Below are 14,954 nucleotides of genomic sequence, written 5' to 3' on the forward strand. Positions count from 1 at the left end.
TCCTCCTCGTGGACACCGGGGTCCGTCAGGTCGTGGCCGGCGGGGCGAGCCGGCCCAGTACGTCCAGGGCCAGCCGGCGGGCCAGCGGCACCTTGTAGGCGTTGTCCCGCAGCGGTTCGGCCGCGGCCAGTTCCAGGTCGACGGCGTGTTCGAACGCCGCCGTGGTGGGCGCCGCGCCCACCAGCGCGTCCTCGGCCCGCCGCGCCCGCCAGGGCCGGTGCGCCAGCGCGCCGAAGGCGATCCCGGCCCGCTCCACCACCCCGTCCGACAGGTGCAGCACGACGGCGACGGAGGCCAGCGCGAAGGCGTACGACGCCCGGTCGCGGGCCTTGCGGTACGCCGAGGGCAGCCCGGCGGTGGCCGCGGGCAGGAGCACCCCGGTGATCAGCTCGCCGGGGTGGATCTCCGTGTCCCGCTCCGGGTGCATGCCGGGCAGCCGGTGGAAGTCGGCGGCGGGCACGCTCCGGCCGCCCTCGGGACCGTGCAGCTCCACCCGCGCGTCGAGCGCGGCCAGCGCGACCGCCATGTCCGACGGGTGGGTGGCGATGCACTGGTCGGAGTGGCCCAGTACGGCATGGTCGCGGTGCAGGCCCTCCAGCGCGCCGCAGCCGGTGCCGGGCTCCCGCTTGTTGCAGGGCTTGGACACGTCCTGGAAGTAGGGGCACCGGGTGCGTTGCAGCAGGTTGCCGCCGGTGGTGGCGGCGTTGCGCAACTGCCCGGAGGCGCCGGCCAGCAGTGCCTGGGACAGCGCGGGGTAGCGGTCGCGGACGGCGGGGTGGGCCGCGAGGTCGCTGTTGCGGACCATGGCCCCGGCCCGCAGCGCGCCGTCGGGCAGCTCCTCCACGGTGTCCAGCGGCAGCCGGGACACGTCGACGAGCGCGGCCGGCGTCTCCACACCCAGCTTCATCAGGTCGACGAGGTTGGTGCCGCCGCCGAGGTAACGGGCGCCGGGGTGGGAGGCGTAGGCGTCGGTGGCCTCCTCGACGCTGCCCGCGCGTACGTAGGCGAAGGACCTCACGGGATCACGTCCTCGACCGCGTCGGCGATGTGCGGATAGGCACCGCACCGGCACAGGTTGCCGCTCAGCCGCTCCCGGATCTCCTCGCGGCTCAGCGCGACCGGTTCCCCGGAGGGCGTCGCCGGATCGGTGACGTGGGACGGGTGACCGGCCGCGGCCTCGGCGAGCGCCCCGACCGCGGAGCAGATCTGGCCCGGCGTGCAGTACCCGCACTGGAAGGCGTCACGGTCCAGGAAGGCCCGCTGCACCGGGTGCAGCTCCTCGCCGTCCCCGGCCAGGCCCTCGACGGTGGTGATCTCGCAGCCGTCCAGGGCGACCGCGAACAGCAGGCAGCTGTTGACCCGCCGCCCGTCGACCAGGACCGTGCAGGCGCCGCACTGCCCGTGGTCGCAGCCCTTCTTGGCTCCCGCGAGCCCGAGATCCTCCCGCAGGAGGTCCAGCAGGACGCGGCGGTGGTCGACGGTGAGGGTGTGCGGCTTGCCGTTGACGCGGAGCGTCGTCTCCGAGCGGGAGGAGTCCGGTGGGCGGGTGGCGGGGGCGCTCTCGTGCTGGCTGTCCATGGCGTCGCTGACCTTCCGGGACGGGCCGTGCCTGTGCCGTCCGCGTATCCACCCCGCACCGGATGACACGTGAGGGTGCCCTCAGCGGCCTGTCGTCCCGCCCCTCGGGGACGACGATTCGTGGCTGCGACCGGCTGCGACCGGCTGCGACCGGGGTGGGCGGTGCGCGACCTGATGTTTGCACCGCCTCGCCGGCCCCGGGGGCGCCGCGGTCAGTCGTCCGTCCGCGGCGGTTCCGTCTCGGTGCGGCCGTCCGGCCCGGCGGTCCGCGGTGCGCGTCCGGCGCCACGGAACCGTTCCAGGGTGCGGGTCAGTCCCCGCAGCGGCGACGCCGGTGGCTCTGCCGGTGCCGGCCGGGCCGGGGCGGCACCGGCGGACTCCCGGTACACGGCGAGGGCCTCGGCCGCCCGTTCCGCCGCCTCCCGGTACAGATCGCGGGACTGGGTCATCGCCTCGAGCGCCTCGGCGTACATCGCCACCAGCTTGCGCTCGCGCTCCAGTTCCTCCTGAAGCGTCAGCAGCCGCCAGTCCTCCCGCAGCGAGCCGAGCGCGGCCACCGCGTCGTCGGGCAGCGGCCTGTCGAGCGCGTCGAAGGACGTCACCGCGGCCATCAGCGCGGTGGGCTCGGAGCCGTCCAGGAAGACGGTGCGGACCGAGAAGTCACCGGCGGCGTACTCGGCCGGCGCGGGCGTGCCGGGCAGCACCACGGCACCGCCGCGGGGCACCTGGACGCCGAAGTCCTCCAGCGCCCAGTTCACCACCCGCAGCTGCTGCGGCGCGGCGCGGTGCTCGACCACCCGGTGCCGCAGACCGGGCGGCAGCCACTGGACGAGGGGAACCCGGCCGCGGTGGTCCGGGGTCATCGCCTCGTGCACCACGACGTGGATGTTCCACGGGCTGCGCCCGGCCTCCTTGAGCAGCCTGCGTACGGCCTTGTCGTCGTCCGGGAGGGTGTTGGTGCCCCGCAGCCGCAGCCCCGTGGCGGCGTCCCGGTCCCACGTGACGTCCGGGTCGTCCGGCCAGAACACGGTGGCGGGCGAGGGCCAGGAAAGGTCCCAGGCCGCCTCCGCCTCCGCGAGCAGCGTCCACTCCTGTCCGCCCGCCGAGGCCGGCTCCAGGATCAGCCTGGCCCGCACGGTCACGGCCCCGGGCGTCTTCCAGCGCGCCTCGAAGATCCGCGGGCCGGGCGCCCCGGCGGTCCCGGACCCGGCCGCCGGCTCGTCGGGCGGCTCCAGGAAGTCGTCGACGACGTGGTCGTCCTTGAGTCGCTGCAGCGTCTGCCGGACGGTGTCCTCGGCCGCGGAGCCGACATGGCGGCCGCGAGCGGCCCACAGCGTGGGCGGAAACGTGGGGCGGGCGGTGGAAGAGGTCGGCATGGGTCCATCGGGCAGCAGGGGCACGGACGTAGGCAAGTATTGTCGCCGCAGGTCAGCCGAGAGCACCGGGGGTCCGCCGACCGGGCGTGCCGCGACGCGGCGCACGGTGCGGCCGGCCGGGGCACGGGTGCGTCGTGGGCGAGGGTGGGCAGGAGCAACCCGACCGTACGGCATGAGAAGGAGCGACCTGATGAACCTCGACCTCGGCGGACGCACCGCACTGGTGACGGGATCCTCGCAGGGCATCGGGGCGGCGATCGCCGCGGGGCTGGCCGGGGCCGGCGCCACCGTGGGGGTCAACGGACGCGACGCCGGCCGCCTGGAGGAGAGCGTCGGGAAACTGCGGGACGAGGTGCCGGACGGCGTGTTCGTGCCGGTCGCGGCCGACCTCGGCACCGAGGAGGGCGCCGGGCGGGCCCTGGAGGCACTGCCCGACGTGGACATCCTCGTGAACAACCTCGGCGTCTTCGGCGCCGCGCCCGCGCTGGAGATCAGCGACGACGAGTGGCGCCGCTACTTCGAGATCAACGTCCTCGCGGGCGTCAGGCTGACGCGCGCCCATCTCCCCCGGATGAGGGACCGCGGCTGGGGCCGGGTGCTGTACATCGCGAGTGACTCGGCCGTCGTGATCCCGGCCGAGATGATCCACTACGGCGTCTCCAAGACGGCCCTGCTCGGCGTCGGCCGCGGCTTCGCCAAGGAGGCCGCCGGCAGCGGGGTCACGGTGAACTGCGTCATCGCGGGCCCCACCCACACCGAGGGCGTCGAGGACTTCGTGTACCAGCTGGTCGACCGCGACCTGCCCTGGGACGAGGCACAGCGCGTCTTCATGCGCGAACACCGGCCGCAGTCGCTGCTCCAGCGGCTGATCGAACCGGAGGAGATCGCCAACCTGGTGGTGTACCTCAGCTCGCCCCTCGCGTCCGCCACCACCGGCGCGGCCGTCCGGGTGGACGGCGGATACGTCGACTCGATCCTGCCGTAGCGTTCCCCGGGGCCTCACTCGTCCCCCGCCGCGCGCCGCCGGTCCGCCTCGTTCCAGGCCCGCGTGTCGCGCGGTTCCACGTACGGCTCCTCCTCGGGCGGGTGGCCGCCGTCGATGACCCGCTGCCGGGCCAGCTCCGCGTCGAACTCCAGACCGAGCAGGATCGCCAGGTTCGTGACCCACAGCCAGACGAGGAAGACGATCACACCGGCCAGGGTGCCGTACGTCTTGTTGTACGAGCCGAAGTTGGCCACGTAGAAGGCGAATCCGGCGGAGGCGAGCAGCCAGATCAGCAGCGCGACCAGACTGCCGGGGGAGATCCACTTGAAGCCCTTCACCCGGGCGTTCGGCGCGGCCCAGTAGAGGATCGCGATCATGAAGGTGACCAGCAGGACCAGCACCGGCCACTTGGCGATCGACCACACCGTCAGCGCGGTGTCGCCGACGCCGAGCGCGGTGCCCGCCTGCCGGGCCAGGCTCCCCGTGAAGACCACGATGAGCGCGCTGACCACCGCGAGCACGAGCAGCACCACGGTCAGGGCCACCCGCAGCGGCAGCACCTTCCAGACCGGGCGCCCCTCGGGCATGTCGTACACCGCGTTGGCGGCCCGGATGAACGCGGCGACGTAGCCGGACGCCGACCAGACGGCACCCACCAGGCCGACCACCGCCAGCGCGGAGCCCAGGCCCGCCTTGGCCTGCAACTGCTCCACCGCGTTCGTGATCACGTCCCGCGCGGAACCCGGCGCGAGCTTCTGGATGTTGTCCAGGACCTCCTGGGTCGCGGACGCCCCGGCGATGCCGAGCAGCGACACCAGCACCAGCAGGGCCGGGAACAGCGCCAGGATCCCGTAGTAGGTCAGGGCGGCGGCACGGTCGGTCAACTCGTCGTCCTTGAACTCGGCGAGCACCCGCCGCAGCAGCGCGGACCATGAACGTCCGGGCAGCTCGGTGGGGGAGTCCGGGGCGGCGTTCTCGGTGGCGGCGTCCGGACCGTAGTCCGCGTCCGCCCCCGCCTCAGCCGGTTCTTCCGCCGGTGCGTCCTTCGTGTGCTTCCCGCGTCGGGGGAGATGCAGTCGGGCCATGCACCCCGGGTTGCCCGTCCGGGCCGGGGCACGCGCCGGTTCCCCGGACCGGCCCGAACATCGCAGTATGCCGCAGCGCGGGCACGTTCCTCTGGAAAATGCCAAAGCGCTCACCGGATGCGTGCACTTTCCGTAGTGTCGTCGTCACGTTCGCGGTACAGCCGTGCAGGGGGAGGGGATCCGGCGTGCCCGGAATCGACGAGAGTCTGCTGGAAGCCATGCGGCTGCCCGGTGCGCGCGGGGCGTCGCTGGTCGACTGGATCAGCGGGCTCGCTCTCGGCGCCGTCGGCGACGCTCCGGGCGGCGACTGGGAGGCGACGGCCGCGGAGACGGCGGAGCTGGGCCGGCACGTCGCGGAGAGCGGCTCCCTGGCGGCGGCCGGTACGGCGGGCGACACCCTGGAGCCCGGCAAGGAACCCCCGGTGGAGGACCTGATCGCCACCACCGGCGACGCCTATCACCTGCTCCGGTTCGTCAGCACCCCGTTCGACAGCACCGTCTTCCTGCACCTGTGGCTCGACCGCAACGACGGAAACCTCGCTCTGGCCCGCATCCGGCTGGCCGAGATGGCCGACCGGCTGGTACTCGGATGACCCGGGTGACGACCACCTGGACCGCGCACGAGACGACGGCGGACGCCCTCGGCGCCCTCGCGCGCGAAGGAGCCACCGGCGCCCTGTCGGGGGAGCGGGGCATCGTCTACCTCAAGGCGGGCCGCGTCGTGCACGTGGAGTCGGCCTTCACGCCCGACCTCGGCGCGCTGCTCACCCGCAGTGGCGCGGTCCCGCCGGACGGCTGGTGGGAGGCGGTCGACCGGGGCGGCACACAGCACCGGGTCGGCCACCGGCTCGTGGACGGCGGCAGCCTCGCCGCCGGCGCGCTGGAGGTCTGCCACCTGGGCGCGCTGTTCGACGCCGCGTACTTCGTCCTGGCCCACGACACCCGGGCACAGCGCTTCCGGCCGGGCGCGGTGCACTGGCTCGGCGCGGTCCGTTCCGTGCCGGTGGACGTCGTCGTACGCGAGTCCGGGCGCCGGCGCGCCCTGCTGGACCGCATCTGGCCCGATTCCGCCATCGACACCCTCCCGCTGACCCGGGTGCCGGGCGCCGGGGCCGACGTCCTGCCCGTGCGGCGCGGCCGCACCCTGACGCAGGTCGACGGCGTCCGCACCGCCGCGGAGATCGCCTCGGCGCTCGCCTGCCGCACGTATCACACGCTGGTCGAACTGCGCCGCCTGGCCGCCGACGGCCTCGTCCGCGTCGCGCCGGCCGCTGCCCCGCCCCCGCGGTCCGGAGCGGAACCGCCGGCGGTCGTGTGGGACGACCCCGACACGGCCCTGCTGCGACGGCTCCGAGACGCCTTGGAGGCCCTGTGATCCGCGCGCGCCGCAGGCGCGACGAAAGGAGACTGCTCATGGCCGTCGAGAGCGACGTCCTGGACGAACTGCACCGGCTGCGCAACCGCGTCCCCCAGCTGACGGGGTCGCTCGCGGCCACCGTGGACGGGCTCGTCCTGGCCCACGACGCGCCGGGCACCGAACCCGAGGGGCTCGCCGCGCTCACCGCGGCCGCCCTCGGCGTCGCACACCGCACGGCCGAGGCCACCGCGCGCGGCGGATTCCGCGAACTGCTGCTGCGCGGGGCCGACGGCTACGTCGCCACCTACGCCGCCGGTCCGGCCGCCGTGCTCACCCTGCTCGCCGACGGCCGGGTCAATGTGGGCCGCCTCCATCTGGAGGGCCGGCGCAGCGGCGCGCGGATCGGGGAGCTGGTCGCCGCCGGTCTCGGACCGGAACGCGGCCGCGCCCGGACCGCCGAACCCGTCACGGCGCTGCCCGCACAGACGGCCCGTCCCATCGGCACCCTCCCGGTGCGCACCCCGCAGCGCCCCGCCCACGAGCCCACCCCCCGGGCCGGCGGCCACCACCGGCCGACCTGAACCACCCCTCGCGTACCGCTCGCACACCGATCACGTCCGGAAAGGAACCACCATGGCCAACCTGGAGACCTCGCTCAAGGAATGCCTCAGCTCCATCGACGGAGCCACCGCCGTCGCGCTGGTCGACTACACCAGCGGCATGGCGCTCGGCACCCTGGGCGGCGGCAAGGACTTCAACCTGGAGGTCGCCGCCGCGGGCAACACCGACGTCGTGCGGTCCAAACTGCGCACGATGGAGCACCTCGGTCTCAAGGACGAGATCGAGGACATCCTGATCACGCTGGGCACCCAGTACCACATGATCCGCCTGCTCAAGGGCCGCGGCGGCAACGGGCTGTTCCTCTATCTGGTGCTGGACGCGAACCGCGCCAACCTGGCGATGGCCCGCCACCAGCTGCGCCGGATCGAGGGGGATCTGGAGGTCTGAACCCGGCGGTGACACGTCCGGCACCGGCCGCCCCGCGAGGAGGCGGCCGGTGCCGGACACCGCGGCTCAGGCGCCGCTCTCCCGGAGCATGTCCTCGCGCTCCACGTACTTCACGCGCTCGCGCCCCTGCGGCTCGCCCTGCGCCTTCTCCGCGGCGTCGAGCCGGTACCAGCCGTCCCAGGTGGTGTAGCGGACGTTCCGCTCGGCGAGGAAGGCGTCCACCGCCTCCGGAGCGGGCGAGGCGGGCGTCTGGAGACGGCCGTTCGCGTAGTCGTCCAGCAGGTTCGACACCGTCTCGTTGGCGTCGCCCTTGGTGTGGCCGATCAGACCGACCGGGCCGCGCCGGATCCAGCCGGTGACGTACGTCGACTGAAGGTGCTCGCCGGACTCCTGGACGACCCGGCCGCCCACGTCCGGGACCGTGCCCGAGTCGATGTCCCAGGGCAGCTTGGGGAGCTGGTCGGAGAGGTAGCCGACGGCACGGTAGACCGCCCGGACGTCCCAGTCCTTGAACTCGCCGGTGCCCTTGACGTTGCCCGTGCCGTCCAGTTCGGTGCGCTCGGTGCGCAGGCCGACCACCCTGCCGTCCTCGCCGAGGATCTCCGAGGGCGACTCGAAGAAGTGCAGGAACAGCTTGTGCGGCCGGTCGCCGACGTCGCGGATCGCCCAGTTCTCCAGGGTCTTGGCGACCATGTCGGCCTGCTTGTTGCCGCGCCGGGTCGCGATCGAGCCCTCGTCGTAGTCGATGTCCTCGGGGTCGACGATCACCTCGATGTTGGGGGAGTGGTCCAGCTCCCGCAGCTCCATCGGGCTGAACTTCGCCTGTGCCGGGCCGCGGCGGCCGAAGACGTGGACCTCCAGCGCCTTGTTGGCCTTCAGACCCTCGTACACGTTCGGCGGGATCTCGGTGGGCAGCAGCTCGTCGGCGGTCTTGGCGAGGACGCGCGCGATGTCCAGGGCGACGTTGCCGACTCCGAGGACGGCGACCTTCTCCGCCTCCAGCGGCCAGGTGCGCGGGAAGTCGGGGTGCCCGTCGTACCAGGCGACGAAGTCGGCCGCGCCGTACGAGCCGTCGAGGTCGATGCCGGGGACGGACATGTCCCGGTCCGCCGTGGCGCCGGTGGCGAAGATCACACCGTCGTAGAAGGCGCGCAGGTCGTCCAGGCTGACGTCGCTCGGGTAGTTCACGTTGCCGAAGAGGCGGATCTGCGGCTTGTCGAGCACCTGGTGCAGGGCCGTGATGATGCCCTTGATGCGCGGGTGGTCGGGCGCGACGCCGTACCGGATGAGTCCGAACGGGGCGGGCATGCGCTCGAAGATGTCGATGGAAACACCGGGGTCGGCGGCCACTTGGGACTTGAGCAGGGCGTCAGCGGCGTAGATCCCGGCCGGGCCGGATCCGACGATGGCCACCCGCAGTGGGCGTGGCATGTTCAGGTTCCCTTCGAGCGGTAACAGATCGACTCTCGGGGAAGCCTAAGCTAAGGCAAGCCTAAGTCGGTACGCGGGTCCGGTCTATGAGGTCATAAGTACACCTTATGGGATCTCATGGTTCGGGTTTGGGTGTCGTTCGGTGGCCCGGGCCGAGTCCGGACCGCGCCCGGTGTTTGAAGCCCCGGTCACGGGTGACGCAGGCGTGGGGCGGAGTGGCGCGTCCCGTGCAGCCTCACGAGGGGAGCCCGTGTGCGGCGTCCGGACGACGAACCCGATCCCGACCGGTGGCGGGCCCTGTGGGTCACCCTGGTCGCCGGTTTCATGACCCTGCTGGACGTGACGATCGTCGCCGTGGCCCTGCCCTCCATGCAGGAAGGTCTGCACACCTCGCCGGCGGCCGTGCAGTGGGTCGTCTCCGGATACGCGCTGGCGTTCGCCCTGAGCCTGGTGACCGCGGGACGGATAGGCGACGCGTTCGGCAGGCGCCGCGTCTTCCTCGTCGCCCTGGCCGCCTTCGTCCTGTTCAGCGCCGCCGCCGGCGCCGCGCCCGGCATCGGACTGCTGGTCGCCGCGCGGCTCGCCCAGGGTGTGGCCGCGGGCAGCCTGGCGCCGCAGAACTCGGCCCTCATCCAGCAGTTGTTCAGGGGCGCGGAACGCGGGCGCGCCTTCGGACTCTTCGGCGCCACCGTGGGAGTCTCCAGCGCCGTGGGACCGGTCGTCGGCGGTCTGATCCTCGCGCTGGCGGGGCCCGAGGGCTGGCGGTGGATCTTCTACGTGAACGTGCCGGTCGGCCTGGTCGCCCTGCTGCTCGGCTTCCGTCTGCTGCCCCGGGTGGCGCCCGGCGGCCGGGGACGGCTCGACCCGGTCGGCGTGGCGCTCCTCGGCGCCGGAATCCTGGCGCTGATGCTGCCGCTGGTCCTCGCGGAGGGCGGCGGCCTGACCAAGGTGTGGTGGCTGTTCCCGGCGGGGGCGCTGGTCCTGGCCGCCTTCGCGCGGTGGGAGCGCCGCGTCGCCCGCCGGGGCGGCCAGCCGCTGCTGGAACCGGGGCTGCTCACCGAGACCCGCGGCTACGCCACCGGCGCCGGGCTGGGGGCCCTGTACTTCGTCGGCTTCAGCGGGGTGTGGATCGTCTTCGCGCTCTTCTTCCAGAACGGCCTGGGCTACTCACCCCTGATGTCCGGCCTCGCGGTGACCCCGTTCGCCGTGGGCTCGGCCGTCGCGGCCGCCGTGGCGGGCCGGCTGGTGGAACGGCTGGGGCGGCTGCTGACCGTCTGGGGTCTGGTCGCCGTCATGGTGGGTCTCGGTACGACCGCGCTGCTGCTGTGGCTCGCGCCCTCCGGTCCGGCCGCCTGGCTCGCCGTGCCGGCCCTGCTGCTCGGCGGACTGGGCAGCGGCTGCGTGATCTCCCCGAACATCACCATGACGCTGCGCGACGTGCCGGTGCGGATGGCGGGCGCGGCCGGGGGTGCCCTGCAGACGGGCCAGCGGCTGGGCGGCGCCGTGGGCACGGCCGCGCTGCCGGGGCTGTTCTACCTGACGCTGAACGCCACCCACGACGACTACCACGAGGCCGTGGCCCTCTCGGTGGGCACCGGTGTCGCCGCCATGCTCTGCGCGCTGGCCGTCGCCGTCCGCGACTGGCACCGGGACCGCCCCGGGAAGGACCGGGAATGCCCGCCGGAGACGTCCCACAGCCACACGCACGCCGGTCAGGGCTGACCGCCCCGCCGGCCCCCGGGCGCTCAGCGCCGCTTGCCGAACCTGCGCAGCATCTGCTGGGCCTGCGCGCGGCGGCGCGGGTCCGCGGCGGCCCGCCGCACCTGCTCGGCCGCCCGGCGGCCCTGCGGGCTGCGTGCGAACTGCTTGATCCGGTCCAGTACTCCGGCCATGACGGTCCTCCGAGTCGACGACGTACTGCCTTGCCGGTGCTCGTACCCGCTGCCCCGCCGGACACCCCTGCCGGGCGTTCGCACGTTTGGACCCGCCGCACCGGGCGACCCGCCGGGCAGGACATCGCAAGCCAACGCCGAGAGGTGAACCACTGTGGCCGGCAACCAGAAGTCCAGGGCCAGGATGGAGCAGGCCAAGGGAAAGGCCAAGGAAGCGGCCGGCCGGGCCGTCGGCAACGAGCGGATGACGGCCGAGGGCCGCGCCGCGCAGTCCAAGGGCGACGCCCGGCAGGCCAAGGAGAAGGGCAAGGACGCGTTCCGGCACTGACACCGGAACGGACCGTGCGGCACACGGGCCGCGGAACCCGGCACACGGCCGGTTCCGCGGCCCGCGTCGTGCCCGGCGGCCCGGGGAAGGGGTGGCGGCCTCACCGAGGCCGCGGGGTCAGCCGATGTGGTAGGCGTCCCCGTACACGTGCCAGTCCAGCGGCGGCTCGAGATCGAGGTTGCCCTCGTTCAGGAAGACGCGCTGGGCCGTGTCGACCCGGCTGGTGTCGCTGTGCGCCTCCTCCTGCCGCATGGCCCACACCCGCTCGTCGAGGAAGGCGTGCAGGTAGGCGACCTCGTCCCCGCCCTGGGCCGGCGGCCGGGCCCGGCCGAGGGCGCGCTCCCGGATGCTGCCGAAGCCGAGGCCGCCGCCCTCGCCGTGCATGACCATCGCGTCGTAGTACGCGAATTGCCCCAGCGTCCGCAGCCCGTCGTCCTTGCCGCGGCGTACGGCCGGGTCGAAGTAGACGCGGTCGCGCTCGTCGTCCTGCGCCCGGCGGAACTCCGGGTCCCCGTCGGCGGCCCGGCGCCAGTCGTCCGGGAAGCCGGGGTCGAGGCCGTCGTGCGAGTCCGAGCCGTCCACCCGGCGCAGCGCCGGCAGATAGGGCGCGAGGACGTTGCCCGGGCTGCGCTCGGCGTACAGCTCCACCAGGTCGAGCATGTCGCCGGTGCCGGAGCAGAAGCCGATGATGCCTGCGGTGTAGCCGCGGCCGTCACCGATGTCCTCGATGTACCGGTACTGCGCCTTCCAGTCGAGCGAGGAGTTCTCCGCGCTCGACACCAGCTGCATGGCGATCTCCTTCTTCGCCGGGTCGTCGAGCCCCGTCGCGCGCGCGGACGCCGCCGCGGCCCGCGAGGGGGTGAGAAGGGGGACTGTCGCCAGGGACGCGCATGCCATGGCGATCACGGTACGGCGCGAGGGGCCTGCGGGGCGCGCCGGGTCGGGGAAGGGGTGCCTCACGGAATCTCCAGACGGGGTGGGGGGTTGGGAGTGCCGGGCACTGATAGGAAAGTTTCCTACCAGATATGCGGCGCACTGCACACCCGTCCCGCACGACATTGGTACGGACCGAGGGCGACCGGGCCCCCGCGCCCCCTCCGGAAGGCGGCCGCTCCGGCACCCGTCAGGGCACCGGCTGCTCCGCCCAGATGACCTTGCCGGCCGGCGTGTAGCGGGTGCCCCAGCGCTCGGCGAGCTGCGCGACCAGGAACAGGCCGCGTCCGCCCTCGTCCGTCATGGCCGCGTAGCGCAGATGGGGCGAGGTGCTGCTGCTGTCGAACACCTCGCAGATCAGGCTGCGGTCGCGCAGCATCCGGACGTGGACGGTCTCGCCGCCGTACCGGATCGCGTTGGTGACCAGTTCGCTGAGGATCAGCTCGGTGGTGAACGCCAGCTCGTCCAGGCCCCACTCGCCCAGCCGCCGGGTGACCTGGGAGCGCACCTCGCCGACCGCCGCCGGATCGTTCGGGACCTCCCACTCCGCGACCTGGTCCGGGCCCAGCGTCCGGGTGCGGGCGACCAGCAGCGCGATGTCGTCGCCCGGCCGGTCCGGGAGCCGGGCGTCCAGAACGGTGCGGCAGGTCTCCTCGGGCGTCTCGCCGGCCGTCTCCAGGGCCCGGCGCAGCTGCTCCAGACCGACGTCGATGTCGTGCACGCGGTCCTCGACCAGCCCGTCGGTGTACAGCACGAGCCGGCTGCCCTCGGCCAGCCGCAGTTCCGTCGTCTCGAACGGGAGGCCGCCCAGGCCCAGCGGCGGTCCCGCGGGCACCTCCGGGAACTCCACGGTGCCGTCGGGCCCGATCAGGGCCGGCGGCGGATGGCCCGCCCGGGCGATCACACAGGAGCCGGCCACCGGGTCGTAGATCGCGTAGAGACAGGTCGCGCCGGTCACCGGGGCGGTGCTGTCGTCGGTCGCCTCGTCCTGGTCGATCCGGCCGACCAGCTCGTCCAGGAGGCCGAGCAGCTCGTCGGGCGGCAGGTCGAGGGCGGTGAAGTTGTGCACCGCCGTCCGCAGCCGGCCCATGGTGGCCGCGGCGTGCAGCCCGTGCCCGACGACGTCGCCGACGACGAGCGCGACCCGGGCCCCGGACAGCGGCAGCACGTCGAACCAGTCCCCGCCGACCCCCGCCTGCGCGGGCAGGTAGCGGTAGGCGACGTCCAGGGCGTTCTGATCGGGCAGCCTGCGGGGCAGCAGACTGCGCTGGAGGGTCACCGCCATGCTGTGCTCGCGGGTGTAGCGGCGCGCGTTGTCGATGGAGACCGCGGCCCGCGCGACCAGCTCCTCGCCGAGTGCCAGCTCGTCCTCGTCGAACGGCTCGGGCTTGGCCGCCCGCCAGAAACTCACCACCCCGAGCACCAGCGTGCCCGCGCGCAACGGAACGGTGATCAGCGAGTGGACGCCGTACTCCACCACCTGGGCGGAACGCTCGTAGTCCTGCGCCTGCCAGCCGGGGGCCTCGCCGAGGCGCGGCTCCAGGACGGCCCGGCCGCTGATCAGCGTGCGGCCCTGCGGGGAGGAGTCCACGTAGCGGATCGGCCGGCCCACGGGATAGAGCGGGACCTCCTCGCTGACACCGCTGCGCGCGGTACGGCGCAACGGTGTCGCGCTGTCCGGCTGACCGCCGGCCAGCACGGTGTCGAACAGGTCCACGGTGACGTAGTCCGCGAACCGGGGCACGGCCAGCTCGCCCAGTTCCTCCGCGGTGCGGGTGACGTCCAGGCTGGTGCCGATGCCCACTCCGGCCGCGTACAGGATGTCCAGGCGCTCCCGGGCGGTCTCCGCCCGGCCGGACAGGGCCCGCAGCTCGGTGGAGTCGCGCAGGGTCGCGACGCAGCCGGCCGGGCCGCCCCGTACGTCCGTGGGCCGCTGGTTGATGGCCAGCAGCCGGTTCTTGACCAGGTGCACCTCGTCGGTGGCGGCCTGGCCGGAGGCCAGCAGCTGGGCCAGGTCGGACGGCAGGCCGAGGGCGCCGACGTGCCGGCCCTCGGCGTCGGGCGGCAGGGCGAGCAGCCGCCGTGCCTCGTCGTTGGCCAGGAGCAGCCTGCCCTCGCCGCCGACGATGAGTACGCCCTCACGCACGCTGTGCAGGACCGCGTCGTGGTGTTCGTACATCCGGGTCATCTCGTGCGGTCCCAGGCCGTGCGTCTGCCGCAGCAGCCGCCGGCTCACCAGGGCCGTGCCCCCCGTCGCCAGGGCCAGTCCGACGGCCGCCGCGATCAGTACGAGGGGCAGCTGGCGGTCGGCGACCCCGCCCACGTTCTCCGTGGTGATGCCGGCCGAGACCAGGCCCACCACCTTCCCGTCGGGGGCCTTCACGGGCACGACGGCCTGGACCAGCGGGCCGAGGGTGCCCTCGATCTCCTCGGTCACCGTCTTCCCGGCCAGCGCGGGGGCGATGTTCCCGACGAACTTCTTGCCGATGCGGTCCGGTTTGGGATGCGTGTAGCGGATGCCGTCGGGGTTGGTGACGACGACGAAGTCCACGTCCGTTGCCTTGCGCACCGTCTCGGCGCGGGGCTGGAGCACCGCCGTGGGGTCGGGGCTGCGCAGCGCCTCGAGGATGCCGGGGGAGTTGGCGAACGTCGCGGCCACGGCGACGGACCGGTTGCGGGCCTCCACCGTGCTGTCGTGCCGCACCTGGAGCACCAGCGCGACCGCCGCGGCCACCACGAGCAGCAGCACGATGACCACGTTCATCACGAAGACCTGGCCGGCCACGCTGCGTCCGGACAGCGCCGAGCGCAGCGCCGAGGCGGGCCGCCCCGCGTCCGCTCCCCGCCGTGACCGGTCCGCGTCCTGCCGGTGTCGGGCGTGCGGGCCGCCGGGACGACGGGGTGACCGTTCTCCCGATCGACCCATCAGTCGGACCATGTGCTCATGTCTACACTGCCGGGCCGCCGGAGGCGAGGGGCAC

The 14,954-nt window shown here is 73.6% G+C and carries 15 protein-coding genes; 7 read left to right on the forward strand and 8 right to left on the reverse strand.

Translation table 11 applies throughout. The features are described from left to right. Positions 1-25: 25 nt before the first annotated feature. From Sco07f_RS18390 to Sco07f_RS18400, 3 genes are all read right to left on the reverse strand, one after another. Positions 26-1,018 carry an FAD binding domain-containing protein gene (locus Sco07f_RS18390; protein ID WP_108988451.1) on the reverse strand — a complete coding sequence of 331 codons (993 nt, stop codon included), beginning with the start codon at positions 1,016-1,018 and terminating at the stop codon, positions 26-28. After that, complete coding sequence (locus Sco07f_RS18395; RefSeq protein ID WP_167468138.1) at positions 1,015-1,578, reverse strand: (2Fe-2S)-binding protein; 564 nt, start codon at positions 1,576-1,578, stop codon at positions 1,015-1,017. The genes Sco07f_RS18390 and Sco07f_RS18395 overlap by 4 nt, the downstream gene beginning before the upstream one ends. A gap of 212 nt (positions 1,579-1,790) precedes the next feature. Then, positions 1,791-2,954: a hypothetical protein gene (locus Sco07f_RS18400; RefSeq protein ID WP_108988453.1), complete on the reverse strand. Its 1,164-nt coding sequence runs from the start codon at positions 2,952-2,954 to the stop codon at positions 1,791-1,793. Between the two features lie 190 nt (positions 2,955-3,144). Here Sco07f_RS18400 and Sco07f_RS18405 point away from each other — a divergent pair, with 190 nt between their 5' ends. Next, on the forward strand, positions 3,145-3,939 hold the full coding sequence (locus Sco07f_RS18405; RefSeq protein ID WP_007389482.1) for an SDR family NAD(P)-dependent oxidoreductase: 795 nt from the start codon (positions 3,145-3,147) through the stop codon (positions 3,937-3,939). Positions 3,940-3,953: 14 nt separating this feature from the next. On the opposite strand, the gene Sco07f_RS18410 is transcribed toward Sco07f_RS18405, so the two are convergent. Further along, complete coding sequence (locus Sco07f_RS18410; protein ID WP_087788414.1) at positions 3,954-5,024, reverse strand: YihY/virulence factor BrkB family protein; 1,071 nt, start codon at positions 5,022-5,024, stop codon at positions 3,954-3,956. Between the two features lie 185 nt (positions 5,025-5,209). Between Sco07f_RS18410 and Sco07f_RS18415 the strand changes: the two genes are divergently transcribed. Genes Sco07f_RS18415 through Sco07f_RS18430 form a run of 4 tightly spaced genes read left to right on the forward strand, consistent with a single transcriptional unit; the run spans position 5,210 to position 7,389 of the window. Further along, positions 5,210-5,617, forward strand: coding sequence for a hypothetical protein (locus tag Sco07f_RS18415; protein ID WP_007389483.1), 408 nt, complete (start codon positions 5,210-5,212; stop codon positions 5,615-5,617). Continuing rightward, a complete protein-coding gene (locus tag Sco07f_RS18420) occupies positions 5,614-6,399 on the forward strand; it encodes a hypothetical protein (RefSeq protein ID WP_174855384.1) in 786 nt (261 codons plus the stop codon). The genes Sco07f_RS18415 and Sco07f_RS18420 overlap by 4 nt, the downstream gene beginning before the upstream one ends. Before the next feature lie 38 nt (positions 6,400-6,437). Beyond that, complete coding sequence (locus Sco07f_RS18425; RefSeq protein ID WP_054101161.1) at positions 6,438-6,962, forward strand: roadblock/LC7 domain-containing protein; 525 nt, start codon at positions 6,438-6,440, stop codon at positions 6,960-6,962. A 52-nt stretch (positions 6,963-7,014) separates the two neighbouring features. Next, positions 7,015-7,389, forward strand: coding sequence for a roadblock/LC7 domain-containing protein (locus tag Sco07f_RS18430; protein WP_054101160.1), 375 nt, complete (start codon positions 7,015-7,017; stop codon positions 7,387-7,389). A 66-nt stretch (positions 7,390-7,455) separates the two neighbouring features. Here the strand turns inward: Sco07f_RS18430 and Sco07f_RS18435 are convergent, their stop codons facing one another. Beyond that, complete coding sequence (locus tag Sco07f_RS18435; RefSeq protein WP_054101159.1) at positions 7,456-8,820, reverse strand: FAD-dependent oxidoreductase; 1,365 nt, start codon at positions 8,818-8,820, stop codon at positions 7,456-7,458. A 252-nt stretch (positions 8,821-9,072) separates the two neighbouring features. On the opposite strand from Sco07f_RS18435, the gene Sco07f_RS18440 reads away from it, so the two are divergent. Then, a complete protein-coding gene (locus tag Sco07f_RS18440; protein WP_108988454.1) occupies positions 9,073-10,542 on the forward strand; it encodes an MFS transporter in 1,470 nt (489 codons plus the stop codon). Between the two features lie 23 nt (positions 10,543-10,565). Here the strand turns inward: Sco07f_RS18440 and Sco07f_RS18445 are convergent, their stop codons facing one another. After that, on the reverse strand, positions 10,566-10,712 hold the full coding sequence (locus Sco07f_RS18445) for a hypothetical protein (RefSeq protein WP_007389477.1): 147 nt from the start codon (positions 10,710-10,712) through the stop codon (positions 10,566-10,568). Positions 10,713-10,866: 154 nt separating this feature from the next. Between Sco07f_RS18445 and Sco07f_RS18450 the strand changes: the two genes are divergently transcribed. Then, a complete protein-coding gene (locus tag Sco07f_RS18450) occupies positions 10,867-11,040 on the forward strand; it encodes a CsbD family protein (RefSeq protein ID WP_007389488.1) in 174 nt (57 codons plus the stop codon). 117 nt (positions 11,041-11,157) lie between these two features. On the opposite strand, the gene csnA is transcribed toward Sco07f_RS18450, so the two are convergent. Next, positions 11,158-12,000 carry a chitosanase CsnA gene (csnA, locus tag Sco07f_RS18455; protein WP_007389478.1) on the reverse strand — a complete coding sequence of 281 codons (843 nt, stop codon included), beginning with the start codon at positions 11,998-12,000 and terminating at the stop codon, positions 11,158-11,160. A gap of 163 nt (positions 12,001-12,163) precedes the next feature. Further along, positions 12,164-14,911, reverse strand: coding sequence for a SpoIIE family protein phosphatase (locus tag Sco07f_RS18460; RefSeq protein WP_174855385.1), 2,748 nt, complete (start codon positions 14,909-14,911; stop codon positions 12,164-12,166). Between the last annotated feature and the right edge of the window lie 43 nt (positions 14,912-14,954).

Origin of the sequence: Streptomyces coelicoflavus, from assembly GCF_003112555.1 — a bacterium.
GTDB lineage: Bacteria > Actinomycetota > Actinomycetes > Streptomycetales > Streptomycetaceae > Streptomyces > Streptomyces coelicoflavus.

Excerpts from the sequence above, each read along its gene's own strand:
- Sco07f_RS18410 (WP_087788414.1), bottom strand. The coding sequence starts at position 5,024 with ATGGCCCGACTGCATCTCCCCCGACGCGGGAAGCACACGAAGGACGCA.
- Sco07f_RS18435 (WP_054101159.1), bottom strand. The coding sequence starts at position 8,820 with ATGCCACGCCCACTGCGGGTGGCCATCGTCGGATCCGGCCCGGCCGGG.
- Sco07f_RS18395 (WP_167468138.1), bottom strand. The coding sequence starts at position 1,578 with ATGGACAGCCAGCACGAGAGCGCCCCCGCCACCCGCCCACCGGACTCC.
- Sco07f_RS18420 (WP_174855384.1), top strand. The coding sequence starts at position 5,614 with ATGACCCGGGTGACGACCACCTGGACCGCGCACGAGACGACGGCGGAC.
- Sco07f_RS18405 (WP_007389482.1), top strand. The coding sequence starts at position 3,145 with ATGAACCTCGACCTCGGCGGACGCACCGCACTGGTGACGGGATCCTCG.
- Sco07f_RS18400 (WP_108988453.1), bottom strand. The coding sequence starts at position 2,954 with ATGCCGACCTCTTCCACCGCCCGCCCCACGTTTCCGCCCACGCTGTGG.
- Sco07f_RS18430 (WP_054101160.1), top strand. The coding sequence starts at position 7,015 with ATGGCCAACCTGGAGACCTCGCTCAAGGAATGCCTCAGCTCCATCGAC.
- Sco07f_RS18425 (WP_054101161.1), top strand. The coding sequence starts at position 6,438 with ATGGCCGTCGAGAGCGACGTCCTGGACGAACTGCACCGGCTGCGCAAC.
- Sco07f_RS18460 (WP_174855385.1), bottom strand. The coding sequence starts at position 14,911 with ATGGTCCGACTGATGGGTCGATCGGGAGAACGGTCACCCCGTCGTCCC.
- Sco07f_RS18445 (WP_007389477.1), bottom strand. The coding sequence starts at position 10,712 with ATGGCCGGAGTACTGGACCGGATCAAGCAGTTCGCACGCAGCCCGCAG.